Origin of the sequence: Brevundimonas sp. BAL450, from assembly GCF_015767455.1 — a bacterium.
In the GTDB taxonomy this organism is placed as follows: Bacteria; Pseudomonadota; Alphaproteobacteria; order Caulobacterales; family Caulobacteraceae; genus Brevundimonas; species Brevundimonas abyssalis.
The window spans coordinates 152,359-179,331 of the sequence record NZ_JADWOW010000060.1; the positions used below are offsets into that span (position 1 = coordinate 152,359).

At 69.2% G+C, this 26,973-nt stretch carries 28 protein-coding genes; 19 read left to right on the top strand and 9 right to left on the bottom strand.

Features of this window, described 5'->3' with window-relative positions:
• Positions 1 to 128: 128 nt before the first annotated feature.
• The 12 genes from coxB to IWC96_RS13660 all read left to right on the top strand — a co-directional run bounded on the left by coxB (position 129) and on the right by IWC96_RS13660 (position 12,350).
• Positions 129 to 1,052: a cytochrome c oxidase subunit II gene (gene coxB / locus IWC96_RS13610; protein ID WP_021696958.1), complete on the top strand. Its 924-nt coding sequence runs from the start codon at positions 129 to 131 to the stop codon at positions 1,050 to 1,052.
• Positions 1,053 to 1,073: 21 nt separating this feature from the next.
• On the top strand, positions 1,074 to 2,726 hold the full coding sequence (gene ctaD, locus IWC96_RS13615; protein WP_021696959.1) for a cytochrome c oxidase subunit I: 1,653 nt from the start codon (positions 1,074 to 1,076) through the stop codon (positions 2,724 to 2,726).
• Positions 2,727 to 2,796: 70 nt separating this feature from the next.
• Positions 2,797 to 3,786, top strand: coding sequence for a heme o synthase (locus tag IWC96_RS13620; RefSeq protein WP_196839097.1), 990 nt, complete (start codon positions 2,797 to 2,799; stop codon positions 3,784 to 3,786).
• Positions 3,777 to 3,908 carry a hypothetical protein gene (locus tag IWC96_RS16030; protein ID WP_021696961.1) on the top strand — a complete coding sequence of 44 codons (132 nt, stop codon included), beginning with the start codon at positions 3,777 to 3,779 and terminating at the stop codon, positions 3,906 to 3,908. The genes IWC96_RS13620 and IWC96_RS16030 overlap by 10 nt, the downstream gene beginning before the upstream one ends.
• Before the next feature lie 11 nt (positions 3,909 to 3,919).
• Entirely contained in the window at positions 3,920 to 4,471 is a 552-nt protein-coding gene (locus tag IWC96_RS13625; RefSeq protein ID WP_045318923.1) for a cytochrome c oxidase assembly protein, read from the top strand.
• 54 nt (positions 4,472 to 4,525) lie between these two features.
• Positions 4,526 to 5,398 carry a cytochrome c oxidase subunit 3 gene (locus tag IWC96_RS13630; RefSeq protein WP_021696963.1) on the top strand — a complete coding sequence of 291 codons (873 nt, stop codon included), beginning with the start codon at positions 4,526 to 4,528 and terminating at the stop codon, positions 5,396 to 5,398.
• Positions 5,399 to 5,400: 2 nt separating this feature from the next.
• The gene (locus IWC96_RS13635; RefSeq protein WP_196839098.1) at positions 5,401 to 5,790 is read left to right on the top strand and encodes a DUF983 domain-containing protein; all 390 of its coding nucleotides are present in this window, start codon (positions 5,401 to 5,403) and stop codon (positions 5,788 to 5,790) included.
• On the top strand, positions 5,777 to 6,523 hold the full coding sequence (locus IWC96_RS13640; protein ID WP_196839099.1) for an SURF1 family protein: 747 nt from the start codon (positions 5,777 to 5,779) through the stop codon (positions 6,521 to 6,523). Before IWC96_RS13635 ends, IWC96_RS13640 begins: the two co-directional genes overlap by 14 nt.
• The gene (locus tag IWC96_RS13645) at positions 6,520 to 7,782 is read left to right on the top strand and encodes a pitrilysin family protein (protein ID WP_231379079.1); all 1,263 of its coding nucleotides are present in this window, start codon (positions 6,520 to 6,522) and stop codon (positions 7,780 to 7,782) included. Before IWC96_RS13640 ends, IWC96_RS13645 begins: the two co-directional genes overlap by 4 nt.
• A 31-nt stretch (positions 7,783 to 7,813) precedes the next feature.
• On the top strand, positions 7,814 to 8,413 hold the full coding sequence (locus tag IWC96_RS13650) for a GNAT family N-acetyltransferase (RefSeq protein WP_021696968.1): 600 nt from the start codon (positions 7,814 to 7,816) through the stop codon (positions 8,411 to 8,413).
• 17 nt (positions 8,414 to 8,430) lie between these two features.
• On the top strand, positions 8,431 to 10,098 hold the full coding sequence (locus IWC96_RS13655) for a bifunctional diguanylate cyclase/phosphodiesterase (RefSeq protein ID WP_021696969.1): 1,668 nt from the start codon (positions 8,431 to 8,433) through the stop codon (positions 10,096 to 10,098).
• Positions 10,099 to 10,229: 131 nt separating this feature from the next.
• Positions 10,230 to 12,350 carry a PBP1A family penicillin-binding protein gene (locus IWC96_RS13660; RefSeq protein ID WP_196839100.1) on the top strand — a complete coding sequence of 707 codons (2,121 nt, stop codon included), beginning with the start codon at positions 10,230 to 10,232 and terminating at the stop codon, positions 12,348 to 12,350.
• 3 nt (positions 12,351 to 12,353) lie between these two features.
• Here IWC96_RS13660 and IWC96_RS13665 read toward each other — a convergent pair whose 3' ends face one another.
• The 4 genes from IWC96_RS13665 to timA form a co-directional block, all read right to left on the bottom strand.
• Positions 12,354 to 13,082 carry a M48 family metallopeptidase gene (locus IWC96_RS13665; protein ID WP_052516750.1) on the bottom strand — a complete coding sequence of 243 codons (729 nt, stop codon included), beginning with the start codon at positions 13,080 to 13,082 and terminating at the stop codon, positions 12,354 to 12,356.
• Positions 13,036 to 14,328 (bottom strand): polyhydroxyalkanoate depolymerase, encoded by a 1,293-nt coding sequence (locus tag IWC96_RS13670; protein WP_021696972.1) that lies wholly within the window; start codon positions 14,326 to 14,328, stop codon positions 13,036 to 13,038. The genes IWC96_RS13665 and IWC96_RS13670 overlap by 47 nt, the downstream gene beginning before the upstream one ends.
• 84 nt (positions 14,329 to 14,412) lie before the next feature.
• Positions 14,413 to 15,597 carry an MltA domain-containing protein gene (locus IWC96_RS13675; RefSeq protein ID WP_196839101.1) on the bottom strand — a complete coding sequence of 395 codons (1,185 nt, stop codon included), beginning with the start codon at positions 15,595 to 15,597 and terminating at the stop codon, positions 14,413 to 14,415.
• Positions 15,597 to 16,199 carry a TIM44-related membrane protein TimA gene (gene timA, locus IWC96_RS13680; protein WP_045318925.1) on the bottom strand — a complete coding sequence of 201 codons (603 nt, stop codon included), beginning with the start codon at positions 16,197 to 16,199 and terminating at the stop codon, positions 15,597 to 15,599. The genes IWC96_RS13675 and timA overlap by 1 nt, the downstream gene beginning before the upstream one ends.
• Before the next feature lie 212 nt (positions 16,200 to 16,411).
• Here timA and secB point away from each other — a divergent pair, with 212 nt between their 5' ends.
• Complete coding sequence (gene secB / locus IWC96_RS13685) at positions 16,412 to 16,933, top strand: protein-export chaperone SecB (protein WP_196839102.1); 522 nt, start codon at positions 16,412 to 16,414, stop codon at positions 16,931 to 16,933.
• A gap of 6 nt (positions 16,934 to 16,939) precedes the next feature.
• On the opposite strand, the gene dnaQ is transcribed toward secB, so the two are convergent.
• From dnaQ to IWC96_RS13710, 5 genes are read right to left on the bottom strand one after another with little or no spacing between them, the layout of a single operon-like run.
• Positions 16,940 to 17,659, bottom strand: a complete 720-nt coding sequence (dnaQ, locus tag IWC96_RS13690; protein ID WP_021696976.1) for a DNA polymerase III subunit epsilon — start codon at positions 17,657 to 17,659, stop codon at positions 16,940 to 16,942.
• A gap of 6 nt (positions 17,660 to 17,665) precedes the next feature.
• Positions 17,666 to 18,304, bottom strand: coding sequence for a dephospho-CoA kinase (gene coaE / locus IWC96_RS13695; protein ID WP_045318918.1), 639 nt, complete (start codon positions 18,302 to 18,304; stop codon positions 17,666 to 17,668).
• On the bottom strand, positions 18,301 to 19,131 hold the full coding sequence (locus IWC96_RS13700; protein WP_021696978.1) for a shikimate dehydrogenase: 831 nt from the start codon (positions 19,129 to 19,131) through the stop codon (positions 18,301 to 18,303). The genes coaE and IWC96_RS13700 overlap by 4 nt, the downstream gene beginning before the upstream one ends.
• Positions 19,128 to 19,724: a Maf family protein gene (locus IWC96_RS13705; RefSeq protein ID WP_196839103.1), complete on the bottom strand. Its 597-nt coding sequence runs from the start codon at positions 19,722 to 19,724 to the stop codon at positions 19,128 to 19,130. Before IWC96_RS13705 ends, IWC96_RS13700 begins: the two co-directional genes overlap by 4 nt.
• Entirely contained in the window at positions 19,721 to 20,590 is an 870-nt protein-coding gene (locus tag IWC96_RS13710) for a pyruvate, water dikinase regulatory protein (RefSeq protein WP_021696980.1), read from the bottom strand. Before IWC96_RS13710 ends, IWC96_RS13705 begins: the two co-directional genes overlap by 4 nt.
• 446 nt (positions 20,591 to 21,036) lie before the next feature.
• On the opposite strand from IWC96_RS13710, the gene hemE reads away from it, so the two are divergent.
• From hemE to mnmE, 6 genes are all read left to right on the top strand, one after another.
• A complete protein-coding gene (hemE, locus tag IWC96_RS13715; protein ID WP_196839104.1) occupies positions 21,037 to 22,077 on the top strand; it encodes a uroporphyrinogen decarboxylase in 1,041 nt (346 codons plus the stop codon).
• Entirely contained in the window at positions 22,074 to 23,117 is a 1,044-nt protein-coding gene (hemH, locus tag IWC96_RS13720; RefSeq protein WP_021696982.1) for a ferrochelatase, read from the top strand. Before hemE ends, hemH begins: the two co-directional genes overlap by 4 nt.
• Entirely contained in the window at positions 23,114 to 23,566 is a 453-nt protein-coding gene (locus tag IWC96_RS13725) for a CopD family protein (RefSeq protein WP_021696983.1), read from the top strand. The genes hemH and IWC96_RS13725 overlap by 4 nt, the downstream gene beginning before the upstream one ends.
• Positions 23,567 to 23,768: 202 nt before the next feature.
• Positions 23,769 to 25,169, top strand: a complete 1,401-nt coding sequence (gene rho / locus IWC96_RS13730; protein ID WP_021696984.1) for a transcription termination factor Rho — start codon at positions 23,769 to 23,771, stop codon at positions 25,167 to 25,169.
• Positions 25,170 to 25,241: 72 nt separating this feature from the next.
• Positions 25,242 to 25,469 (top strand): DUF6489 family protein, encoded by a 228-nt coding sequence (locus tag IWC96_RS13735; RefSeq protein ID WP_021696985.1) that lies wholly within the window; start codon positions 25,242 to 25,244, stop codon positions 25,467 to 25,469.
• 151 nt (positions 25,470 to 25,620) lie between these two features.
• A complete protein-coding gene (gene mnmE, locus IWC96_RS13740) occupies positions 25,621 to 26,934 on the top strand; it encodes a tRNA uridine-5-carboxymethylaminomethyl(34) synthesis GTPase MnmE (RefSeq protein ID WP_196839105.1) in 1,314 nt (437 codons plus the stop codon).
• The last annotated feature ends 39 nt before the right edge of the window (positions 26,935 to 26,973 follow it).

A 26,973-nucleotide genomic window follows, 5' to 3' on the forward strand; every position in this document is an offset into this window, starting at 1 on the left:
ATGCTTGGCAAGCGCGAGGGGAGCCGATATGGACCGGCCTGAACACCGCGACGCCCTCGGGCCCGCGACTTCTGTTTGCGAACGGCTCGCAACAGGTTGCTGCAGAACGGATTATGAGGATTTCTGGAATGGGGATGGGCAAGCGGGCCAGGGCGATGATCGCCTCTACGGTTCTCGCCTCCACGGCGCTGTTCGCCGCCGCGCCGGGCTGGGCGCAGGAGCTGGTGGGACAGCCGACGCCGGGAGGTCTCGGGCTTCAACAGTCGGCGTCGCCGCTGAAGGTCGAAGCCACGATGTTCCACGACGCCATCCTGATGCCGATCATCACGGCCATCTGCCTGCTGGTGCTGGGCCTGCTGCTGTGGATCGTGTTCCGCTACAACAAGCGCCGCAATCCGGTGCCGGCCAAGTGGAGCCACAACACCACCATCGAGATCATCTGGACCGTGGTGCCGGTGCTGATCCTGATGGTGATCGCCCTGTTCTCGTTCCGCCTGCTGTTCAACTACCATGACATGCCCGAGCCGGACGTGACCGTTAAGGTGACGGGCAACCAGTGGAACTGGACCTATGAATACCCCGACCACGGCGTCGGCGAGTACGTCTCGAACATGATGCCGGAAGACGAAGCCCGGGGTCAGGGCCTGCCGTATCTGCTCGCCGCTGACGAGCCCATGGTCGTGCCGGTGGGCCAGACCGTTCAACTGCTGGTGACGGCCTCGGACGTGATCCACTCGGTCGCCCTGCCCGCCTTCGGCCTGAAGACCGACGCCATCCCCGGCCGGGTCAACGAGACCTGGTTCCGCGCAGACCGCACCGGCGTCTTCTACGGCCAGTGCTCGGAGCTGTGCGGCGTCGATCACGCCTTCATGCCCCTGCAGATCAATGTGGTGACCCAGGCCGAGTTCGAGGCGTGGATCGCAGAGCGCGGCGGGGCCATGCCGGGCGCCGAGTCCGCTGAAGACGCCGCGACCGAGGCCTCGACCGCCGAAGCCGAAGTCACTGAAACCGAAGACGCTCCGGCCGCCGACGCGGCCGAAGCGGTCCAGTAAGAGAACGCGAGCCCGACACTCATGGCCACCGCAACCGCTCATCACGACGATCATGACCACAAGCCGGGCTTCTTCGCCCGCTGGTTCCTGTCCACCAATCACAAGGACATCGGCACGCTCTACATCCTGTTCGCCATCATGGCGGGCGTGGTGGGCGGCGCCCTGTCCGGCCTGATCCGCTGGGAGCTGGCCGAGCCGGGCATCCAGGTGTTCACCGAAGGCACCCTGGTGCACCAGCTGGGCATCATCGAAGCCTCCAAGCACGGCTACAACGTCACCGTCACCGCCCACGCCCTGATCATGATCTTCTTCATGGTCATGCCGGCCATGATCGGCGGCTTCGGCAACTGGTTCGTGCCTATCATGATCGGTGCGCCGGACATGGCGTTCCCGCGCATGAACAACGTCTCGTTCTGGCTGCTGGTGGCGGCCTGGGTGCTGCTGTGCATCTCCATGTTCGTGGACGGCGGACCGGGCAAGGGCTTCGGCGGCGGCTGGACCATCTATCCGCCCCTGTCGACCATGGGCCACACGGGTCCATCCATGGATCTGGCCATCTTCTCGCTGCACGTGGCCGGCGCCTCCTCGATCCTCGGCGCCATCAACTTCATCACCACCATCTTCAACATGCGCGCGCCGGGCATGACCCTGCACCGCATGCCGCTGTTCGCCTGGTCGGTGCTGGTGACCGCCTTCCTGCTGCTGCTGTCGCTGCCGGTCCTGGCCGCGGCCATCACCATGCTGCTGACCGACCGCAACTTCGGCACCGCCTTCTTCGATCCGGCGGGCGGCGGCGACCCGGTGATGTTCCAGCACCTGTTCTGGTTCTTCGGTCACCCCGAGGTGTACATCCTGATCCTGCCGGGCTTCGGCATCATCAGCCACATCGTCTCGACCTTCTCGAAGAAGCCCATCTTCGGCTATCTGGCCATGGCCTACGCCATGGTGGCCATCGGCTTCATCGGCTTCGTGGTGTGGGCCCACCACATGTACACCGTGGGCATGCCGATCAATCTGCGCGCCTATTTCGTGGCCGCGACCATGATCATCGCGGTGCCCACGGGCATCAAGATCTTCAGCTGGATCGCCACCATGTGGGGCGGCTCCATCGACTTCAAGACGCCCATGCTGTGGGCCATCGGCTTCATCTTCCTGTTCACCGTCGGCGGCGTGACCGGCGTGGTCCTGTCCAACGCGGGCATCGATTACAGCCTGCACGACACCTACTATGTGGTGGCGCACTTCCACTATGTGCTGTCGCTGGGCGCCGTGTTCGCCATCTTCGCGGGCTTCTACTACTGGTTCGAGAAGATGTGGGGCGTGAAGTACAACGAGTTCCTGGGCGCGACCCACTTCTGGATCATGTTCGTCGGCGTGAACGTGATCTTCTTCCCCCAGCACTTCCTGGGCCTGCAGGGCATGCCGCGTCGCTACATCGACTATCCGGACGCCTACACCCTGTGGAACCAGGTCTCCACGGTGGGCTATCTCATCACCCTGGTGGGCGTGGTCGTGTTCTTCATCGTCCTGATCGAGGCCGCCGTGCGTCGCCGCAAGGCCGAGGCCAACCCCTGGGGCGAAGGCGCCACGACGCTGGAGTGGACCCTGTCCTCGCCCCCGCCGCACCACCAGTTCAACGAGCTGCCGGTGGTGAAGGAAGACGACCATCACTGATCCGGTCCACACCGGACCTCAAACAGACTAGGATGGGGGGCCGCCGATCACGCGGCCCCCTTTTCGCATCATGACCGACCATTCAGAGATCAAGGCCGCGCCGTCCCCGACCGTCGCCCAGCCGGAAGACTACTTCCAGCTGCTGAAGCCGCGCGTCATGTCGCTGGTGGTGTTCACGGCCATCACCGGCCTGGTGGCGGCGCCGGGCGACATCAACCCCTTCCTGGCCGCCATCGCCGTGCTGTGCATCGCCGTGGGCGCCGGCGCGGCGGGGGCCCTGAACATGGCGCTGGAGGGCGAGACCGACGCCCTGATGCGGCGCACGCGCGGCCGCCCCGTGGCGGCGGGCCGGGTCAGCGCCAATGACGCCATGACCTATGGCGTGGTGCTGTCGCTGTTCTCGGTCATGCTGCTGGGCATGGCGGTGAACTGGTTCGCCGCCGGCCTGCTGGCCCTGACCATCGTCTATTACGCGGGCTTCTACACCCTGCTGCTGAAGCGGCGGACGCCCCAGAACATCGTCATCGGCGGCGCGGCGGGCGCCCTTCCCCCGGTGATCGGCTGGGCGGCGGTGACCGGCGACGCCCCGTGGCAGGCGTGGCTGCTGTTCCTGATCATTTTCCTGTGGACCCCGCCGCACAGCTGGGCCCTGGCGCTGTATTCGGCCGGGGACTACGCCCGGGCGGGCATTCCCATGATGCCGGTGGCCAGGGGCGCGAAGTCCACCCGCCTGCAGATCCTGATCTACAGCCTGATCTTCGTGCCCGTGGCCATCGCGCCGGCGCTGCTGGGCATGGCGGGAACGGCCTATCTGGTCGTCTCGACCCTCGGCGGCCTGTTCTTCATCGCCCTGGCGGTGCGTCTGTGGCGCTCGCGCGCGGGCGATCAGCCCGACAAGGCCGAGGCGGTGGGGCGAGAGGCCGCATTGTATGATGTGCGCGCCGAGGCCAAACCAGCACGGAACCTGTTCGCCTACTCGATCCTGTATCTGATGGCCCTGTTCGCCGTCCTGCTGGTCGAGAACGCGCCCGTCATCGGAGCCTGCCCCTCATGCGCCTGACGCCCGAAGAACTGAAGGCCAGAAAACGCCGCAACATCGCCATCGCCCTCGGGCTGGTGGCCTTCATGGTGCTGGTGTTCGTCACCACCCTGCTTCGGCTTCAGGCCAACGTGGGGGGCTGACCGGCATGGCCATGAACCGGAACACGAAAGTCGCCCTGATCTGCGTCGGCGCCCTGTCGCTGATGACCGGCGCCGCCTTCGCCGCCGTGCCGCTGTATCAGCTGTTCTGCCAGGTCACCGGTTTCAACGGCACGGTGATGCGCGCCGACGCCGCGCCGGACACGGTTCTGGACGAGACCGTCCGGGTCCGCTTCGACACCAATGTGCGGGGCCTGCCCTGGGACTTCGAGGCCGAGGAGACCCGCCAGACGGTGCGCATCGGCGATACGGGCATCGCCTATTTCCGCGTCACCAACACCTCGGACCGGCCGATCAGCGGCACCGCCGCCTACAATGTGGTTCCCGAGCGCGCCGGCCCCTATTTCCAGAAGCTGCAGTGCTTCTGCTTCGAGGCCCAGACGGTCCAGCCCGGCGAGACCGTCGAGTTCCCGATCCAGTATTTCATCGCCCCCGAAATGGCCACCGATCCCGAGGGCCGGGGCGTGCACGACATCACCCTGTCCTACACCTTCTATCCCACCGACCGCTTCGAACAGCGCGCAGCTATTGGCGGACAGGGGTAGCGAGGCTATAGCCCCTTCAACGACCACGCGCTGACGCATTCAAGAGACGCATCCATGGCCGACCACGCCGTCCACCACGACTATCACATCCTTCCGCCCAGCCCGTGGCCGCTGGTGGCCTCGGTCGCCGCCACAATCATGATGATCGGCGCGGTCATGTGGATGAAGGGCCTGTTCGGCCTGCCCGCGGGCACCAGCTGGGTGTTCTTCGCGGGTCTGGCCGGGGTGCTGTTCTCCATGGTCGGCTGGTGGGCCGATGTGATCAAGGAGAGCCATGCGGGCGATCACACCCCCGTGGTGTCGCTGGGCCTGCGCTACGGCATGGTCCTGTTCATCGCCTCGGAGATCATGTTCTTCGCCGGATTCTTCTGGATGTTCTTCGAAATGGCCATCTTCAACGAGGCCAGGACGCTGATCCCGGAATTCGGCAACTGGACCGACACGGCCGCGGCCTGGTCCACCTGGCCCCCGCGCGGCATCGAGGTTCTGGACGCCTGGCAGCTGCCGCTGCTGAACACCGTGATCCTGCTGCTGTCGGGCACCACCGTGACCTGGGCGCACCACGCCCTGCAGGTGGGCGACCGCAAGGCCGCCAAGATCGGCCTGGGCCTCACCATCGCCTTGGGCGCCCTGTTCACCGCCGTGCAAGCCTATGAATATTATCACATTCTGCACGAGAACCTGTTCTTCAACGAAGAGGCCCTGAACTCGACGCTGTACGGCTCGATCTTCTTCATGGCCACGGGTTTCCACGGCTTCCACGTGCTGGTGGGCACCATCTTCCTGGCCGTCTGCCTGATCCGCCTGATGGTGGGCCAGATGTCGGCCCAGAAGCATTTCGGCTTCGAGGCGGCGGCCTGGTACTGGCACTTCGTGGACGTGGTGTGGCTGTTCCTGTTCGCCTTCGTCTACGTCGTCTTCGGCTGATCTTGGTCGATCATCCCCAGCCTTCTGAGCCCGCCCGGATCAACCCGATCCGGGCGGGTTTGCTTTGCCGGTGCCCCAACTGCGGCAAGGGCCCCCTGTTCGAGGGCTTTCTGAAGATCCGGCCGGTCTGCGAGACGTGCGGCTATGATCTGGCCTCGGTGGCCACCGGCGACGGGGCGGCCAGCTTCATCATGCAGATCGCCGGCGCCCTGGTCGGGTTTTCCGCCCTCTATGTTGAAATCGTCTTCAGCCCGCCCATGTGGCTGCATCTGATCGTGTGGCTGCCGCTGGTGGCCGCTCTGTCGCTGGGCCTGATGCGGCCGGGCAAGGGACTGATGACGGCCCTGCACATGAAAAACATGGCGCGCGAGGTGCGCAATGACGAGCTCTGAACGCCGCTTTCCCTGGATTCTGACCGTGCTGTCGGCGGCCCTGCTGGCGGTGCTGATCGGCCTGGGCGTCTGGCAGGTCCAGCGGATGGCCTGGAAGCACGGCCTGATCGATCAGGCCGAGGCCGCCGTCGCCATGGCGCCGGTCCCGGCGTCCGAGGTGCTGACCCAGCCGGGCGGCGAGTTCCGGCGGGTGATCCTGGATTGCCCGGGCCTCAACGCCGCGCCCTATGTCGAGCTTCAGTCCATCCATGACGGCGACGCGGGCGTCCGCCTGATCTCGCCCTGTCGGCCCGCCGGCGTCGAGGCGGCCTTCCTGATCGATCGCGGCTTCGTGGCCGACGAGATCTCCGCCCGGCCACCCGTCGATCCGGCGGCCGCCGGGTCGGTCCGCGTCACCGCCGTGGTGCGCGCGGCGCCGGAGCCCAACTGGATGAGCCCGCCGCCCCAGAACGGCCGCTTCTACGCCCGCGACCATGAAGCCATGGCCCAGGCGCTGGAGGTCGCAGGCCCGGTGGATTCCCGGGTCCTGTTCGCGGAGACCTCGACCAATCCCGAATGGGGCGTCCTCACCCCGGCGGTTCCGCCCGCCGCCTTCTCCAACAACCACCTGGGCTACGCCATCACCTGGTTCGGCCTCGCCGCGGCCCTGATGGTCTTCTATGGCCTGATGCTGAAACGGCGGCTGCGCCCGCCTCCGACACAGGGCTCCGCAACGAGCCAGGATCACGATTGACCCGCGTCCACACCCTTTCCAACGGCGTCCGCGTCGTGGCCGACCCCCTGCCGGGCCTCAAGACCTTCGCCCTGACCGTGGCCGTGCGCGGCGGCGCGCGCTGGGAGGACGAGCACCGCTCGGGCTGGTCGCACCTGCTTGAGCATCTGGTGTTCAAGGGCGCCGGCGAGATGAGCGCCCGCGACATCGTCCAGCGCATCGAGGCCGAGGGCGGCTCCATCAACGCCGCCACCGGCCAGGAGCGCACCAGCTTCGAGGTGCGGGCCATGGAGCGCTCGCTGCCCCTGGCCATGCAGGTGGTCTCGGATCTGGTGTTCCGCCCGACCCTGAGCGAGGCGGAGATCACCCGCGAGAAGGATGTGGTGGCCCAGGAGATCGCCGAGGCCTTCGACACCCCCGACGACCATGTGTTCGAAATGGCCGGCGAGCAGGCCTTTTCCGGTCAGCCGCTGGGACGGCCCATTCTCGGGTCGGTCGACAGCATCGGCCGCGCGGACCGGGCGGGCATGGAGGCCTGGCGCGCGACCCTTTATGCGCCCGAGCGCATGGTGGTGGCGGTGTCCGGCGCTGTGGACGAGGCGCGGCTGATCGATCTGGCCGAGGCCTGGTTCGGCCTGGCGACGTCTGCGCCCGGCCAGGAGCCCGAGCCGGCCGCCTTCGTCGGCGGAAACGCGGCCCTGACCCGCCGCATCGAACAGGCCAATCTGGTGTTCGAGATCCCCGGCCTGTCCGCCCACGACGTCGACACCCCCGCGCTGCGGCTGTTCGCCGAGATCCTCGGCGGCGGCATGGCCTCGCGCCTGTTCCAGAGCGCGCGCGAGGAGCGGGGCCTGGCCTATGCCGTGGACGCCTGGTTCGAGGGCTATGAGGACACGGGCGTGCTGGGCATCTATGCGGGCGCCGCCCCGGGCCGGTCCGAGGAGCTGGCCCGCGTGGCCGCCGCCGAACTGCGGACCCTGGCCCGGGACGGCCCGACCGAAGAGGAGCTGGCGCGGGCCAAGGCGATCCTGAGCGCCAGCCTGTGGATGGCGGACGAGAGCCTCGTGTCCCGGGCGGGACGCAATGCGGCCCAGACCCTGTTGTTCGGCGCGCCGATCCCGTCCGAAACCCTGACCGCCCGCGTCGAGGCGGTGACGGCGGAAGACATGCGCCGTCTGGGTGCGCGTCTGCTGACCCCCGCCCGAAGCGCCACCGCCGTGCTGGGGCCGAAGGCCGCAGGGGCGGCGGGGCGCGTCTTCGCCGACGCGCTTCACGCCTGACGGCGCGCGGCGGACGCGGTATAAGCCCCCCATGGCCCTTCTGGACTGGATGTCGGAACCGGTCGGCCCCGTGCTGCGGGGCCAGGGGGTGATCCTGCGCTCGCCCCATGCCTCGGACTACGCCGCCTGGTCGGCCCTGCGGGGCCTGTCCCGCGGCCATCTCCAGCCCTGGGAGCCCGCCTGGCCCGAGGACGACCTGACCCGGGCCGCCTTTCGCCGCCGGCTGTCGATCTATGAGCGCGAGCGCGAGCTGGGCAACGCCTGGCCGTTCTTCATCTTCGATCATCAGGACCGGCTGGCGGGGGGGATCACCCTGTCCAACATCCGACGCGGCGTGGCCGAGACCGGGACCGTGGGCTACTGGATCGGCCTGCCCCACGCGGGCCAGGGGCTGGCCACGGCCTCGGTGCGGGCCCTGACGACCCACGCCTTCGGCGCCCTGAGGCTTCATCGGCTGGAGGCGGCCTGCGTGCCGCACAACCACGCCTCGCGCCGGGTGCTGGAGAAATCGGGCTTTCGACAAGAGGGTCAGGCGCGGGCTTATTTGAAAATTAACGGGAGTTGGGCAGACCATCTGCTGTTCGGCCTTCTTGCTGAGGAAGCCGATGCAGGCGGACGCCCGACGTCCTGACCGGAGGGCGAGAAGCCTTGAACAGCCGATCCAGAGCCCTGGCGTGGGACCCCACCACCGCGATCGAGGCGCTCGCCGCCGCCGATGCGGCGCTGTGGGTGTGGACGCCGGCGCTTGATCAGCTTCAGTTCACCGGTTCGACCCGCTCCCTGGGTCTGGGGCCGCTGGCGCCGGAATGCACCGCTGCGGCCTTCACCGCCCTGGCCATGCCCCAGGACCGCGCCCTGGCCGAACGCATCCTCAAACCCCAGGACGAAGGCGGCGAGATCGCCGTCCGTCTGCGCATGCGCGGCGGCGACCTGGGCATCTGGCGCGGCGTCTGGCTCGAGGACGGGCTGCGCGCCGCCGGGGTCGTGGCGCTTGAAAGCAAATTCACCGGCTCGTCGGCCGACGCCCTGACCGGGCTGCTGGACCGCCGGGCCTTCCTGTCGCGGGTCAGGGACGCCCTGACGGCGCCGGGCGACTATGATCTGGTGGTGGCCGACGTGGACCGTCTGCGCCGCCTGAACGAGGCCCTGGGCCACGAACGGGCCGACATGGTCCTGTCGGCGCTGGGCTCGCGCCTTGCCGCCGCCTTCTCCGGCGATGCGGCCCCCGCGCGCATCGGCGAGGACGAGTTCGCCATCTTCGTCCGCGCCGAGGAGGGCGACGCCTGCGGCCGCGTGCGTCAGGCGCTGGAGCAGCCCCTGCGGGTCGCCGGCTTCGACATCTATCCCACCGTCTCCATCGGCGCCGTGCGCGCCGAGGGCGGTCCGGACGCCGCCGACGCGGCCGAGCTGCTGCGTCGCGCCGAACTGGCCGTGGAATCCGCCAAGGGCGCGGGGCGCGGGGGCATGGCCGCCTATGGCCGCACCCTGGAATCCGACAGCCTGTCGCGTCTGGCGCTGGAGAGCGATCTCAGGAACGCCTTCGTGCGCGGCGAGATCGAGCCCTTCTATCAGCCCATCGTGAACCTGGAGACCGGCGCCGTGGCCGGGTTCGAGGCGCTGGCGCGCTGGCGCCACCCCCGCCGCGGCCTGGTGCCGCCCGACGAATTCCTGGGCCTGGCCGACGAGATGGGCCTGATGAACGACCTGGGCCTGATGATGATGCGGCAGGCGGCGTCACAGCTGGCGGAATGGCTCAAGCGCCACCCGTCGGCGGGCAAGCTGTTCTGCAGCGTGAACCTATCCACCAACGAGCTGGAGCGGGACGGCCTGGTGGAGGACGTGCGCCGCATCCGCGCCGAGACGGGCCTGCCCGTGGGCGCCCTGAAGCTGGAAGTCACCGAGAGCGACATCATGCGCGACCCCGAGCGGGCCGCCGAGGTGCTGAAGTCCCTGCGCGAAGCGGGCGCCAGCCTGGCGCTGGACGATTTCGGCACCGGGTTCTCGTCCCTGTCCTATCTGGCGCGCCTGCCCTTCGACACCCTGAAGATCGACCGCTATTTCGTTCTCACCATGGGTCAGGACGAGGGCTCGGCCAAGATCGTCAAGTCGGTGGTCAATCTGGGCCGCGATCTGTCGCTGGAGGTTGTGGCCGAAGGCGTCGAGAACGCCGACCTGGCGCGCCTGCTGCTGGCGGCCAACTGCCACTACGGCCAGGGCTTCGGCTATGCCCCCGCCCTGCCGGCCCAGGAGGCCGAGGTCTATCTCAACGAATCCCTCGCCGACGGATCCGCCCCCATCAAGGCCCGTTCGGCCTGACCTTGCGGGGCGTTAAGCCTGTCGCCATGCTTTGGGCTGAAACATCGCGCAGGTTCGCGTCTTTGACGTGGGGCGTTTCGCCGGTCCGTTTCGCGGGCTATGAGCGACATCGAACGGGCTAGAGGATTTCCATGGCGGGTCCATCATCGGGACGCGGCGCGTCCGGCGCCGGCGCGGGCGGCGGACGCACCCTGCTGCAGCGGCTGATCTACTGGACGGCGGTGCTGGCCGTGTGGGGCCTGATCTTCCTCACGGTGTTCTTCCTGGTGTTCGCCCGGGGCCTGCCCGACACCTCGGCGCTCTACGATGTGGAGCGCCAGCCCTCCATCACCTATCTGGACCGGTCCGGCGCCCTGATTGCGGTGCGCGGCAGCCAGCACGCCCCGCCGGTGGAGCTGGACACCCTGCCCGATTATGTGCCCGCCGCCTTCATCGCCATCGAGGACCGGCGCTTCTATCACCACCCCGGCTTCGACCCCATCGGCATGATGCGCGCGGCCCTGGCCAACATGCGCGCCGGGCGGGTTGTCCAGGGCGGTTCGACCCTGACCCAGCAGCTGGCCAAGAACCTGTTCCTGACCCCGGACCAGAACGTCCGCCGCAAGGTGCAGGAGCTGATGCTGGCGGTGTGGCTGGAGATGAAATTCTCCAAGGACGAGATCCTCGCCCTGTATCTGAACCGGGTCTATTTCGGCGCCGGCGCCTACGGTATCGAGGCGGCGTCCCAGCGCTATTTCGACAAGTCGGCCGATGAGCTGACCGTGGGCGAGGCGGCCCTGCTGGCGGGCCTGCTCAAGGCGCCGTCCCGCTACAGCCCGCTGGGCGAGAGCGAGCGGGCGGCCGGACGCGCCACCGTGGTGCTGGACGAGATGGAGGAGTCCGGCGTCATCACCGCCGAGCAGCGCAACGCCGCCGTGCTCGAGCCCGTGCGCGTGTCGCGCACCCTGGCCACCCAGCACGCCCAGTATTTCGTCGACTGGCTGGACAAGGACATCCGCCGTCTGGTGGGCGAGCCCACCGAGGACATGATCGTCGAGACGACCCTGGATCTGACCCTGCAGACCGCCGCCGAGCGGTCCACGCGCCAGATCCTGGACCGGGACGCCTCGCGGGGCGTCGAACAGGCCGCCCTGGTGGCCGTGGACGGCGAGGGCCGCGTGCGGGCCATGATCGGCGGGGCGTCCTACGCCGACAGCCAGTTCAACCGCGCGGTGGACGCGCGTCGTCAGGCGGGTTCGGCCTGGAAGCCGTTCGTCTATCTGGCGGCGCTGGAGGCGGGCTACACCCCCGACACCCCGGTGATCGACCAGCCCATCACCATCGGCAACTGGTCGCCGCGCAACTATTCCGGCAACCACATCGGCCAGACGACCCTGGCCAATGCGGTGGCCCAGTCCACCAACACCATCGCCGCAGGCATCGCCGACCAGATCGGCCGCGACAGCGTGGCCCGCGCCGCGCGGCGGCTGGGCATCACCTCGCGCGTCGGCCTGGAGCCCGCCATGGCCCTGGGCGCCGTCGAGGTCAGCCCGCTTGAGATGGCCCAGGCCTATGCGGCCTTTTCCAATGGCGGCCGCCGCGCCGAGGCCCACGGCATCACCCGCATCCGCACGCCCGAGGGCCGCGTGATCTATCAGCGCCAGGCCGAGGACCGCCGCGCCGATCAGGTGATCCAGAACCCGTCGCTCTACTACCTGAACCAGATGCTGCGCGGGGTCATCACCTCGGGCACGGCGCGCTCGGTGGCCATTTCGGGCCGCGATCTGGCGGGGAAGACCGGCACCACCTCGGACTACAAGGACGCCTGGTTCGCGGGCTACACCGGCGGCTTCGTCACCGTGGTCTGGGTCGGCAAGGACGACAACACCGCCATGCGCGGCGTCACCGGCGGCTCGTCACCCGCCGCCATCTGGCGCGGCTTCATGCAGGCGGCCCTGCCGCGGCTGAACGTTCAGGACATCCCCAACGGCCCGCCCCTGCCCGAGGGCTGGATGCCCCCGGCCCCTCCGGGGGCCGACCCGGCGGGCGATCTGCTGGGCGGTCTGGGCGACCTGTTCGGCGACGGCGATCTGCCGCCGCTGGGAGACGACCCTCTGGGCGCCGGCCCCGCGCCCACGCGCCCGTCCGAACCGCGCCCAGCGCCCCAGCAGCCGGCCGTTCGCCCGCCCGAGCCCATCCGCACCGAGCCCCCGGCCCAGAATCCCGAGCCGGACCGCGAAGCGGACCGACGTCCGGACCCGCTGTTCTTCTAGAGCCTAGACCCGCCCCGCGGCGTGTAACGCCGGGCCGTGGTCGCGCAGCCATTTGCGGAACGGCCGATGGTCACCCACCAGTCCGTGCACCACGGACCAGTAGGCCGGGCTGTGGTCCGCGTGGACCAGATGCGCCACCTCGTGGGCGGCCAGATAGTCCAGCACCTCGGGCGGGGCCATGACCACGCGCCAGGAATAGCGGATCGAGCGATTGTGCGGGCTGCATGAGCCCCAGCGCGAGGCCGGATCGCCGATGCTGACGCGGACGGGCTTGAGGTCCAGACGCTCCAGATGGACCTGGGTGCGCGCGGTCAGGGCCGCCTTGGCCTCGGCGCGCAGCAGGCGCTCGACCCGGCGATGGAAGGCGTCATCCTCGCCGCCGGAGATGATCGCGGGGCCGTCCGGGTGTTCCGGGACCAGCCGCGCGGCGGCGGCGTTGCCCGACGCAATCAGACGGACCGGGCGGCCGCCGAACAGGATTTCGGCGCCCGGGGCGAAGGGGGCGCTGTCGGTGCGTTTCGCCAGATGCTCGGCGATCCAGGTGCGGCGGCTGAGCGCGAAGTCGATGGCCTGGGGCATGGCCCGCTCGCTGGGGGCGGTGACCACCGCCTCGCCGGCGCGGGCGTCGATGCGGACGCTGACCCGCCGCGCCCGCCGGTTGACCGACAGACGTAGGCGAAGGCCGTCAATCTCCAGCTTTTCGCCGTGCCTTGGGCGCGGTTTTGCGAACAACGCGGTCCTCGTTGGCGGCGATGAAGTCGCGGGCCCGGGTGTAGATCTCGTCCCGGAACCGGCGGCCGTTGAAGACCCCGTAGTGCCCCACCTGCGGCTGGACGTAAAGCAGGCGCTGGTCGTCGGGGATGTTGGGGCACAGGCCGTGGGCGGCCTGGGTCTGGCCGACGCCGGAGATGTCGTCGTTCTCGCCCTCCACCGTCATCAGGCCGATGTCGGTGATGGCCTCGGGCCGCACCAGCCGGTCGCCGTGCTTGAGCAGGCCGCGCGGCAGCAGATGGCTCTGGAACACGATGTCGATGGTCTGGAGATAGAACTCCTCGGTCAGGTCCAGCACCGACAGATACTCGTCGTAGAATTCCTGGTGTTTCTGGATGCTGTCCCCGTCGCCCTCGACCAGATGCTCGAAATAGCGGCGATGGGCGTCCATGTGCCGTTCCTCGTTCATGGACATGAAGGAGTACAGCTGCACGAAGCCCGGATAGACCCGCCGCCCGGCGCCCGGATAGGGCAGGGGCGTGGTGTGGATCATGTTGGAGCGGAACCAGGCGAAGGGCTTTTCCTCGGCCAGCTGGTTGGTGACCGTGGGCGACAGGCGCGCGTCGATGGGCGAGCCCATGTGGATCATGGAGGCGGGGCGGGCCGGGTCCTCGTCCTCGGCCATCAGGGCGGCGGCGGCCAGAACTGGCGGGCCGGGCTGGCACACGGCGACCACGTGGGCGCGCGGGCCGATCTGGCCCAGCATGGCGCGCACGTGGTCCATGTAGTCGAAGAAGTCGAAACGGCCTTCCAGCACCGGGGTCTGGCGGGCGTTGGTCCAGTCGGTGACGTGGACGTCGAAGTCCTGCAGGAAGGTCTCCACGGTGCCGCGCAGCAGGGTGGCGTAGTGGCCGGACAGGGGCGCCACGATCATCACGGCGGGCGCCTTGACGGGCTTTCCGGCGCGCTTGAGATCGGTCTCGTTGCGGGTGAAGCGGATCAGGCGGCACCAGGGCGAGGACCAGACCACCTCCTGCACCGTGCGGACCGGATGGCCGTCCACATTGATCACGTCCAGGTTCCAGTCCGGCTTGCCGTAGCGCCGCGTCAGGCTCTCGAACATCTCGGCCGAGGCGTAGGCGGTGCGGCCCATGGCCGTCTGGGACGCCGGATTGAAGGGCGAGGACCAGAACTCCCGCATCATCTGGGCCCCCAGACGCATGGGGGCGGCGGACTGATAGGCGAGTTCGTGAAGCGTATAGAGCATGGACTCGAACAGGTGGCGGCCGGATCAGGCCAGACAGGTCAGCGGAGCATTAAACGCGCTGCACTGCAAAAAGATTATCAGTGATCAGGAATCGTTCCCGCGCGCCTCATACGGCGCCCCGGCCGCCTGGCGCGGAACCAGCCGCCACATGCGCAGGGGATGCCGCACGGTCCCCGCCTCCTCGCCCGCCTCGTCGCCGCGACCCATGTAGAAATCCGCGCGAACCCGGCCCCGGATGGCGCTGCCGGTGTCCAGGGCGGACATCAGGCCGAAATAGCTGTCGCGGGCGCCGATCAGCCCGGCGCCGTTGGCCGCGATCCAGACCGGCTCGCCATAGCGCCAGTGGGCCGGGTCCACGGCGATGGCGCGGCGCTCGGGCAGGGGAATTCCCGCCGCCCCGGCCGGACCCTTGCCGTCGTCGGGCTCCAGCCGGAAGAAGATGTAGCGCGGGTTCAGGCGCATGACCCGGTCCGCCTCCGGCCCCCGGTTGTCCGCCAGCCAGCGGCGGATGGCCTCGCCGGAGGTGCCGTCGCGGGGCAGCAGGCCCTCGTCAGCCATGGGCCGGGCGATGCCCAGGAATCTCAGCCCATTGTCGGCCGCATAGGCCGCCCGCGCCGTGCTGCCGTCCAGGAAGGTCAGATAGCCCGAGCCCTGGATCTGCAGGAAGAACAGGTCCTCCGGCTTCAGCCAGGCCATCACCAGGGCAGGATCATGAGACGTCTCGATGGCGGCCCGGTCGGGATAGTCCCTGACCGTGCCGTCCGGCAGGCGTTGGCGGTACAAGGCCCGTCCGTCGGGCCCTTGCGTCCGCGTCAGGTCCGGCGGGGGCGCCAGCAACGGGGCCGAGAATTCCGCGTCCCGCACGGCGCGGGCCTCGTACTCGGGGGCGAAATAGGCGGTCAGCAGGCCCGTTTCGTCACCGCCCTCGGGGCGGAAGCGGGTCTCGAAGAACAGGCGGGCGTTCTCGCCGGTCACGCCGGGTGAGGCCGCCAGCAGCCTGGCCGCCTCACACACGCCCCAGGCGCGGCTGTCGGCGTCGCAGCCCTCGGCATAGCCGCGCAGGGCCGCCAGATGGTCCTCCTCGGCCCAGCCGGGCAGGGCGGCGAAGGCGGGATCGGACGGCCCCGGCGTCCAAGGCGCCGGCTCGCCGGGGACCGGCGGGGCAGGCTGGGGTTGGGGCGTCGGCTCCGTCACGGGCGCCGGCGACGGGGCGGTGGCGCAGGCGGCGGCCGTCAGGGCCAGGACCGCGGCCAGGAGGACGCCCCGCATCAGGCGCTGGCCGCCTCGACCCGGGTCAGCACCCAGTTGGGGTCGCTGGCCCCGATAGAGCGCTCGAAAGTCCACAGCTCGGCGGTGCGGCGCTCGTCCACGGTCTCCTCGCCCGAACCGCTGGTGGCGGTGCTGCGCAACTCGGCCAGGAACAGCACCTTGGCCCGGGCCCGGTCGCCCTCGGCCGTGGCCAGCTCCAGATCGGCGCGGGGCGGGTGCACGAATTCGACCGTTTCGCGCTCCCCCCGGCCCTCGCGGGCGGTGATGCCGGCTTCGAACGAGGTCAGCACGGTGGGGGCCAGCAAGGGCTTGAGCGCCTCGCGGTCGCCGGAGGCGTAGGCCCGCACGATGGTCTCATAGGCCCCGCGCGCCCCGTCCAGGAACCTGACGGCGTCGAACGAGGGGTCGCGCGCCTTCAGCCCTGCGGCGGCGGCGGCGGTGGCGGCGTCCACGGGAGTCTCCGGACGCGCATCCGGTTCGGGTGCGGCCGGGGCGCCGGGGATGCGGGGCGGCTTCTTGACCCCGTCCTCGGGCTGGCGGCCCACCTTCTTGCCCAGCACATTGTAGAGCTGGAACAGGACGAAGGCGGCGATGGCCGCCATCAGAAGGAGTTCGTAGGGAAAGGAGGACACGGCGTTTTCCTGAAAGGCGTCGTTCGGGCTTAAGGGCTCATATAGGGACGCGCAAGGCGAGCGCGAGCCTCTCCTGCGCGGCGACGGGCGTTGCGGGCGGCGTCCGCCGATGCTAGCAGCCCCGCGAACGTCCTTTCGGGCGAAACCTTGGCGTTTGCCCCAAACCGGAACCTTTCCTGCTCATGACCGACACCAACCCCGACAACGGCGCGTCCAATCCCGTCCCCCAGGGCGCCCAGCCGCCCGCCGGCCCGCACTTCCGCGTCCTGACCCAGTACGTGCGCGATTTCTCGTTCGAGAACCCCAAGGCGCCGGAAAGCCTGCGCTTCGAGGGCAAGCCCCAGATCGACATGGGCGTGGAGATGAACGCCCAGGGCCGCGCCGACGGCCTGTTCGAGATCGATCTGAAGCTGTCGGTCAAGGCCGCCTCGGGCGACCAGCCCATGTTCCAGATCGAGCTGCTCTACGGCGGCCTGTTCCAGATCGGCGGCGTCGAGGAGAAAGACATCGAGAAGATGCTCCTGATCGAGTGCCCGCGCTATCTGTTCCCCTTCGCGCGCCAGATCATCGCCACAGCCACCAGCGACGGCGGCTTCTATCCGCCCTTCCTGCTGGAGCCGCTGGACTTCGCCGCCATCTACGCCGCCCGCAAGGCCCAGCAGAACGGCGCCCCGGCCATCCCGCCGGCCCAGGGCCAGGCCTGAACTGAGTCAGGAGGCGGCTGAAGCCGCCGCCTCCAGCCCATAGCCGCGCCACAGGGACAGGTCCTTGAACTGGCTCTGCAGGAAGGCGGCGTGGGCCGCCGCCTCCTCGGGCGAGACGCGGTCGGGCAGGGGGCGGGGCCGTTCGCCGTGGCTGACCGGCTTGAACCCCGGCGCCATGGGGCCGCGCGCGGCGCTGAGATCCAGCACCCGCTCCTTGCCGCCCTTCAGCTCGAGATAGACCGAGGCCAGCAGGCGGGCGTCGATCAGGGCCCCGTGCAGGGTGCGCTCGGCAAGGGAGATCTTGAAGCGCTTGCACAGGGCGTCCAGCGAATTGGCCATGCCCGGGAACCGCGTCTGGGCCAGGCCCAGGGTGTCGATCCAGCGCACTTCCTCCACCAGCAGCCGGCCGCACAGGCCCAGCTCGTGGTTGATGAAGGCCCGGTCAAAGGCGGCGTTGTGGGCGATCACCGGCGCGTCGCCGATGAATTCCAGCAGTTCGTCCGCCATCTCGGCGAATTTGGGCGCGCCGCGCACCTTGTCGTCGGTGATGCCGTGCACGCGGATGGCGTCGGGCGGGATCAGCCGCTCGGGATTGACCAGCCGGTGATAGGTGCGCCCGGTGGGCAGCAGGTCGTCGATCTCGATGCAGCCCACCTCGATCAACCGGTCGCCCGTCTTCGGATCAAAGCCGGTGGTTTCGGTGTCGAGGACGATTTCGCGGGCCATGGCCCACTATTGCGGGGTTTCGGCGCCCTTTGGAATCCCCCGGCGGCCCGCCCAGCCGGGTTTCAGCACCGTATCCACAACCGCGCGCACCTGATCCCGGGCATGATCCAGCCCCTTGTGGCTTTCGATGATGAAATCGGCCCGGGCGCGCTTGTCCGCATCGGGCGTCTGGCGTGCCAGAATCTCGGCGAAGCGCTCCGGGGTCATGCCCGGCCGCGACAGGACCCGTTCGCGCTGCACCTCGGCCGGCGCCGTGACCACCACCACCGCGTCCACCTCCGCGTCGCCCCCGGTCTCCATCAACAGGGGAATGTCCAGCACCAGTAACCGCGCCCCGGCGGCGCGGGCCTCGGCCATCAGGTCCGCCCGGTGTTCGCGCACCAGCGGATGGACGATGGCCTCCAGACGGGCGTAGCCGTCCGCGTCTTCGCGCAGGGCCGCGGCCAGTTTCGTCCGGTCGATCCCTTCCGGCCCCGTGACCCCCGGAAAGGCCGCCTCCACCGCCGCGACCGCCGCCCCGCCCCAGGCGTAGAGATCATGCACCGCCGCGTCCGCGTCCCACACGAGCGCGCCTTCCTCGGCGAACAGGGCCGCAGTGGTGGACTTGCCCATGCCGATGGAGCCGGTCAGGCCCAACACAATCACGGCTCAAGCCCCTGAAGGTGCGCCAGCACCACCGCGCGTGGGTCCAGAGTCGGCGGCGGGCGATCAAAAATAAACGCGAACGAGGGCCCGGCCTGTCCGGTCAGCATGCCCAGCCCGTCCACACCGATCAGGCCCCCCGCGCGCGCCGCCATCAGAAACGGCGTCTCCAGCGGCTTGTAGGTCATGTCCAGAGCCGCCTCGGCGTTCGGCGTGCGCCCGAAATCGAACGTCATGGGCCCCGCCACCGCATTGATCACCAGCCGCGCCCCGGCGATCTCGCCCGGATCGTCTCCCGCGACCCGCACCCGGTCGTCGAAGGTCTCCGCCAGCGCCTGCGCCCGGTCCCGGGTCCGGTTCAGGATCACCACCTCCGGCGCGCCCCCGGCCAGCAGGGCGGCCACCGACGCCCGCGCCGCGCCGCCCGCACCCAGAAACAGCACCGGCCCCGCCGTCAGGTCGACGTCGGGCGCCTGTTCAGCCAGCGCCTTCAGCAGCCCCTCCCCATCGGTGCTTTGCGCCCGCACCCGGCCGTCCCGGAAGGCCAGAACATTGGCCGAGCCGCAGGCCCGCGCGGTGTCACTGGCCTCGTCAGCCCGGGCCAGCGCCTGGCCCTTGAAGGGGGCGGTGACGTTCAGCCCGTGGATCATGCCCGCCCGGCCCGCCTCGATCAGCAGGTCGAAGGCCGCCTCGTCGGGCGGGGCGAAGGCGGCGTAGACCGCATCCATGCCCGCCGCTTCGATCCACGCGTTGTGGATGACCGGGCTGAGCGAATGGGCCACGGGCCGCCCCACGATCCCGGCCAGCAAGGCCGCGCCGGTGATGGTCATGACGCCAGAATCCCCCGCGTCCGCAGTTCCGCCAGCACCGGCCACAGGGGCATGCCCAGCACGGTGAAATAGTCCCCCTCGATGCGCTCGAACAGCTGGGCGCCCAGACCCTCCAGCCGGTAACAGCCCACGCTGGACAGGATTCCCTCGCCCTCCGCCGCCAGATAGGCGTCCAGAAAGGCGTCGGAGAACGCCCGCACCTGCATGCGCGCCGAAGCCGCCGCGCTCCACACGGTCTCCCCGCCCACCGCCAGGGCGGCGGCGGAATGCAGCACATGGCCCTTGCCGCGGAAGGCGCGCAGCCGCGCCCGGGCCTCGTCCAGGCTGTCGGCCTTGTCGATCAGGGCCCCGTCCAGATCCAGCGTCTGGTCCGATCCCAGCACCAGCCCGGCATGCTCCCGCGAGGCCGCCTCCGCCTTGGCCCGGGCCAGCGCCAGCGCCACGCCCGCCGGGTCCGCGCCCTCGGCCAGCAGGCCGACCTTCAACGCCCCTTCGTCCACATCCGCCGATGTGGCCTGGTGGGGCACCCCCGCGCCGGTCAGCATGGCGCGCCGCGCCGCGCTCTTTGACGCCAGGATCAGGGTTCCGGTCATGACTGCGCCCCGCCCGCGTCCGGCTCGCCGGTCTTCGCCCGGCGCTCATTCAGCAGATTGATGACCTGGGCCGCCGTCTCCTCGATGGAACGACGGGTCACGTCGATAGTGGGCCAGCCGCGCCGTTCGAACATGCGGCGGGCCTTCACGGTCTCGTCGCGCACCGCCTCATGATCCACATAGGTGGAGCCGCGCACCTCCCCCAGACCCTCCAGCCGGTTGCGGCGGATCTGCACCAGACGGTCCGGAGACACGGTCAGGCCCACGACCAGCGGGTGTTTCAGCCCGTCCAGACGCTCGGGCGCCTCCTGGCCCGGCACCAGAGGCACATTGGCCGCCCGCACGCCCCGATGGGCCAGATAGATGCAGGTGGGCGTCTTGGAGGTGCGGCTGACCCCCACCAGCACCACGTCGGCGTTCTCCAGATCGTTCTGGCTCTGCCCGTCATCGTGGGAAATGGCGTAGTCCAGCGCCCCGATGCGGTTGAAATAGTCGGTGTCCAGGGCGTGCTGGGCGCCCACCCGGGTCGAGATGGCGGCGCCCAGATAGCGCGACAGGGCCCCCACCAGCGGGTCCAGCGCCCCGATCTGGGGCATGCCCATGCGCCGGCAGCCGTCCTCCAGCGCGGTGCGCAGCTCCCGGTCCACAATGGTGTGCAGCACCACCCCCGGCGAGGCGTCGATGGACTCCAGCACCTTGTCCAGCTGCTTGTGGGAGCGCACCAGGGCGTAGATGTGCTCGATGGGGATGACACCGTCGAAACGGGCCACCACGGCCTTGGCCATGGCGTTCAGGGTCTCGCCGGTGGAGTCCGACACCAGGTGCACATGGAAATAGGTGGCCAGACGGCCCGGCTTGGCGATCATCGGGGGGCGAACCTGTGGGCGGCGCCCCGAATGGCTGGGGACGGTTTCATGACTTTTCCATAGCGTCTCGAGCGGCCGGGCGCATCCTTCGGGATTACGGGGACGATCCCGAGAGTTGGGGTCATTCCGTCCCGCGTGTGTGATCCGACGGCGCCCAGCATGGGGATGGACAGGTGAAGACCCCACTTATCCCCGCCGCCCCGGAGTCCGCGACGGCCGTTCCGCAAAGGGTTGGTAAGGTTTTGTTAACACTATCCCGCCTGATCATCCCCACGGGCCCGCCCGGTGGATGATCGGCGACCGGCGGGGGAGGAACCCGGCGCCGTCTGGCGGGGACCTCAAAACTGTCCCCGTCGTCCCCCGTCCAAGACTCTACTCCCATCCCTCAAGACTCTAATTCATGAGTAAGGATTGAGTGGGACGGTCTGGCCCCGTAAACGCTCGGCATGGCCAGTCCCGACCCCGTTTTCCTTCGCGCCCTTCGGGGAGAGACCCTCGAGCGCCCCCCGGTATGGTTCATGCGTCAGGCCGGGCGCTACCTGCCGGAGTACCGGGCCTTGCGGGCCCGGTCGCCCGATTTCATCGCCTTCTGCCTGAATCCCGAGATGGCCGCCGAAGTGACCCTGCAGCCCATGCGGCGGTTCGGCTTCGATGCGGCCATCGTCTTCGCGGACATCCTGTTGATCCCCCGCGCCCTGGGCCAGGAGGTCTGGTTCGAGGCTGGCGAGGGACCCCGCCTGGGCGCCCTGCCGGATGTGGCGTCCATGCGCGATCTGGCCGAAGGAGCGGGCGCGGCCCTGTCCGAGGTGGGCGAGACCCTGTCCCGGGTCCGCGACGCCCTGGAGCCCGAGCGCGCCCTCATCGGCTTTGCGGGGGCTCCCTGGACCGTGGCCACCTACATGCTGGACGGCGAGGCCCGCACCATCGGCAAGGGCGAGCGGGCCCAGGCGCGCACCTATGCCTATGCGGAGCCGGAGAAGGTGGACGCCCTTCTGGACGTGCTGGTGGAATCCAGCGCCTGGTATCTGAAGATGCAGGCGGACGCCGGCGCCCAGGCCCTGAAGATCTTCGAGAGCTGGGCCGAGGGCCTGCCCGACGACCTGTTCGATCGTCTGGTCCTGAAGCCGCATCAGAAGCTTGTTGCCCGCCTGCGCGAGCTGGGCGTCACCGTACCCCTGATCGGCTTTCCGCGGGGTTCGGCGGCGCTTGCGGAGGGCTATGCGCGGGATGTGGACGTCCAAGCCGTGGCGCTGGACACCGCCTGTCCGCTGGCCGTCGGCCGCCGGGTCCAGACCATCAAGCCCATCCAGGGCGCGCTGGACCCCCTCCTGCTTCGGGCGGGGGGTGCGGCGCTGGATCGCAGGGTGGATCAGCTGATGGAAGCCTGGGGGCAGGGCCCCTGGGTCTTCAATCTGGGTCACGGCATCCTACCTGATGTGCCCATCGCCCATGTGGAGCAGGTGCTCCGACGGATCGGAGCCCAATGACCGACGCCTCCACACCTCGCCGCATCGCCGTGGTCCTGATGAATCTGGGCGGGCCCGATGGTCAGGAGTCCGTCAGGCCGTTCCTGTTCAACCTGTTCAACGACCCGGCCATCATCGGCCTGCCCGGCATCGTTCGCACGCCGCTGGCGAAATTCATCTCCTCCAAGCGCGAGGAGGAAGCCAAGGCCAACTATGCGATGATGGGCGGCGGCTCGCCCCTGCTGCCCGAGACCGAAAAACAGGCCGCGGCCCTGACCGAACGTCTGCGGCGGGACTGGCCCGGCGACGATGTGCGGGTGTTCATCGCCATGCGGTACTGGAACCCCCTGACGCCTGAGACGGCAAAGGCGGTCGAGGCGTTCGGCCCCGATCAGGTGGTGCTGCTGCCGCTATATCCGCAGTTCTCCACCACCACCACCCAGTCGTCCCTGAAGGCCTGGCGCGAGCATTATCGCGGGTCGGGCCGGATCAGCGCCGTGTGTTGCTATCCCGAGGCCACCGGCTGGATCGAGGCCCAGGCGGCCCTGATCACCGCGCAGCTGGAGAAGGCCGGGGACAAGCCTGTCCGGGTGCTGTTCTCCGCCCACGGCATCCCCGAAAACCTGGTCCACAGGAAGGGCGATCCCTATCAGGAGCAGGTGGAGCGCACCGTCTTCGCCGTGGTCGAGCGCCTCGGCCTGCAGGACTGGACCATCTGTTATCAGAGCCGGGTCGGGCCGCTGAAATGGCTGGGCCCGTCCACGCCGGACGCCATCGAACAAGCCGGTCGTGACGGCGTCGGGGCCGTGCTGGTGCCCATCGCCTTCGTCTCCGAACACGTGGAGACCCTCGTGGAGCTGGACGTGGAGTACGGCCATCTGGCCGAAGAGAAGGGTGTGAGTCCCTATCTGCGCGCCCCGGCCGTGGGCGTGACGGATGCGTTCATCGAGGCCCTGTCGGAAGCGGTGGGCTCGGCCGTGGACCGCACCGGCATCGCGCCCTACGGCCCCGGCTGTCAGGGCGACTGGAAGGCCTGTCCCTGCCGCGGGATCGCCGCATGAACGCCTATGATCTGGCGCGCGCCCTGCACATCCTGGCGGTGATCGCCTGGATGGCGGGCCTGCTCTATCTGCCGCGCCTCTACATCTACCACGTCAAGGCGGCGCCGGGCGGCGAGATGGACCTGACGTTCCAGACCATGGAACGCAAGTTGCTGAAATTGATCATGAATCCGTCCATGATCGCGGCCTGGGTCTTCGGTCTGTGGCTGTTCTGGCTGCGCAGCGGCTCCGGTGCGGACTGGTCCTTCGCCCACCAGCCCTGGATGATCGCCAAGATCGCCGGCATCCTGTTCCTGACCGGCTGGCATCACTATCTGGGCGTGGCCCGCAAGCGGTTCGCCGCCGGGACCAACCAGAGGTCCGAGCGCTACTGGCGCATGACCAACGAACTGCCCTTCATCGCCGCCATCGTCATGGTCCTGTCCGTGACTCTGGAATGGGCCTTCTGAGCCGTTCCGCTTGACGTCGCCGCCGGCCTGTGGTGTCGCTGGCGACGAGGCGCAGAAATGCGCTGCCCTTCTCTCAAGACGACCCGACCGTTCCGCTTGACGCCCGGGTGCCCGTCTTTCCCCTCCGGCCTTGCGGCCAGACATCGCCTTTTCCTCCCCCGTCCGCCCGGCCCTCGCCGCGCGGCCTCTTCGCGATACGCTCATGACCGACACCGAAAACCAGACCCCCGCCGACGACGCCACGGTCGAGGATCAGACCGCCGACACCCCGTCCGACGCCGATGGGGATTCCGACAGTGAGTCCGAAAACGGCGATGACGAGCGCGGCGCCGGTCTCGGCGAGCGCATCTCGCTTGAGGAGCTGAAGGAGAAGTCGGCCGCCGACCTGGTCGCCTTCGCCGAGGGTCTGGAGATCGAGAACGCCTCGAACCTGCGCAAGCAGGATCTGCTGTTCGCCATCCTCAAGGTTCTGGCCGACGAGGAGGTGGAGATCTCCGCCGACGGCGTGCTTGAGGTTCTACCCGACGGCTTCGGCTTCCTGCGCAGCCCCGACGCCAACTATCTGCCCGGTCCCGACGATATCTATGTCAGCCCGTCCCAGATCCGCCGCTTCGGCCTGCGCTCGGGCGACACGGTCCACGGCACGGTGCGCGGCCCCCGGGAGGGCGAGCGCTATTTCGCCCTGCTCAAGGTCGACACCATCAATTTCGAGGACCCGGAGACGGTCCGCACCAAGGTCAATTTCGACAACCTGACGCCGCTCTATCCCGACTCCCGCCTGAACATGGAGATCGAGGATCCGACGCTGAAGGACCGCTCGGGCCGGGTCATCGACATCGTCGCGCCCCTGGGCAAGGGCCAGCGCTGCCTGATCGTCGCCCCGCCGCGGGTCGGCAAGACGGTGATGCTGCAGAACATCGCCAAGTCCATCGAGCAGAACCACCCCGAGGTCTATCTGATCGTCCTGCTGATCGACGAGCGCCCCGAGGAAGTCACCGACATGCAGCGCACGGTGAAGGGCGAGGTGGTGGCCTCCACCTTCGACGAGCCCTCGACCCGTCACGTGGCGGTGGCCGAAATGGTCATCGAAAAGGCCAAGCGCCTGGTCGAGCACAAGCGCGACGTGGTCATCCTGCTGGACTCCGTCACCCGCCTGGGCCGCGCCTACAACGCCACGGTGCCGTCGTCGGGCAAGGTCCTGACCGGCGGCGTGGACGCCAACGCCCTGCAGAAGCCCAAGCGCTTCTTCGGCGCCGCGCGCAATGTGGAGGAGGGCGGCAGCCTGACCATCATCGCCACGGCCCTGATCGACACCGGCAGCCGCATGGACGAGGTGATCTTCGAAGAGTTCAAGGGCACCGGCAACTCCGAGATCGTGCTGGACCGCAAGGTGGCCGACAAGCGCATCTTCCCGGCCATCGACGTGCTGAAGTCCGGCACCCGCAAGGAAGACCTGATCGTGCCCAAGGATCAGCTGGCCAAGACCTATGTGCTGCGCCGTATCCTCAACCCCATGGGCCCCCAGGACGCCATCGAGTTCCTGCTGGACAAGCTGCGCCAGTCCAAGAACAACGGCGACTTCTTCCAGTCCATGAACACATAATCCGGCCCTAACGCCTCGCACGCGGTGCGAGGCTGCTTGAGGGCTGTTTCACGTGAAACACGGGAGCCTGCGATGAAGGTCAAGATCGAGATCGATTGCGAACCGGCCGAGGCCCGGGCCTTCCTCGGCCTGCCCAATGTGGAGCCGCTCAACGAGCACATGGTGGCCGAGATGCAGCGCCGCATGGACGAGAACATCGCCGCCATGCAGCCGGACGAACTGATGAAAACCTGGACCAGCTTCGGCCTCCAGGCCCAGGACCATTTCCGCCGCCTCATGGAAAGCGCGACGAAGCCATGATGTTTCTCCTCCCCCATCGGGGGAGGGGGACCGCGAAGCGGTGGAGGGGGCCCGTCCGCTTCGCCGTCGCTTGCCTTTCCGATCCCGAGACTAAACCGCCCCCTCCACCATGCTTCGCATGGTCCCCCTCCCCCGGTGGGGGAGGATTTCCATGACCGACACCCTCTACGCCCTCGCCACCCCGCCCGGCCGCGGCGCCATAGCGGTGGTCCGGCTGTCCGGCCCGGCCACCGAGGCGACTCTGACAGCCCTCGGCGCCGGCGGCCTCGAGCCCCGCCGCGCCTCGCTCCGCACCCTGTGGGACCCCTCGGGCGAAGCCTTCGACCAGGCCCTGGTCCTGTGGATGCCCGGCCCCGCCAGCTTCACCGGCGAGGACTGCGCCGAGCTGCACCTGCATGGCGGCCGGGCGGTGTTCGAGGCCTGCGCCCGCGCCCTGTCCGATCTGGGCCTGCGCCCCGCCGAGCCCGGCGAATTCTCCCGCCGCGCCTTCCAGAACGGCCGCATGGACCTGACCCAGGCCGAGGCGGTGGCCGATCTGGTGGACGCCGAATCTGACGCCCAGCGCCGTCAGGCCCTCGGCCAGCTGGGCGGCGCCCTGTCAGAGCGCTACGCCGGGTTCCGCGCGTCCCTGTTGTCCATCCTCGCCCTGCTGGAGGCCGAGATCGACTTCCCCGACGAGGAGGGCGTGCCCGGCGGGCTGTCGGACCGCGTCGGCCCCATGATCGCCGCCCTGTCCGCCGACATTGACGCGGCCCTCGGCCAAGCCCGGCGTGGGGAACGTATCCGCGAGGGCTACCGCATCGTCCTGATCGGCGACACCAATGCGGGCAAGTCGACCCTGTTCAACCGGCTGGCGGGCCGTGAGGCCGCCATCGTCACCCCGACGCCCGGCACCACCCGCGACGTGCTGGAGGCCCATCTGACTCTCGGCGGCTATGCGGTCACCCTGATGGACACCGCCGGCCTGCGCGACACCGCCGACCCCATCGAGGCCGAGGGCGTGCGCCGCGCCCGCGCCCGGGCCGCCGAAGCCGAGTTGCGCCTGTGGGTCCGCGCCCCCGGCTTCGACGGCGCCGCCGTTGCCGATCTGGTCCAGCCGGGCGATCTGGCGGTGCTGAACAAGGCCGACCTCGAGGCCCAGACGCCGCCCGAGGGCATGGCGCATCTGGCGATCAGCGCCGGGCGGGGGGAGGGGCTGGAGGCTCTGGAAGCCCGGCTGGCCCGTCGCATCGCCGACGATCTGTCCGGCGCCGACTTCCCCGCCGTGACCCGGGAGCGGCACCGCATCCGGCTGGAGCGGGCGCGGGATCATCTGGCCTCGGCCCGGACCGCCATGGCTATCGGTCCCGAGGTGGCGGCCGAGGATGTGCGGCAGGCCGCCAACGCCCTGGCCGAGATCGTGGGCGAGGTGGGGGTCGAGGATGTGCTGGGCGAGGTCTTCGCCAGCTTCTGCATCGGCAAATAGGCCTGTTTCACGTGAAACATCGCCCGCCTGCCCACCGAC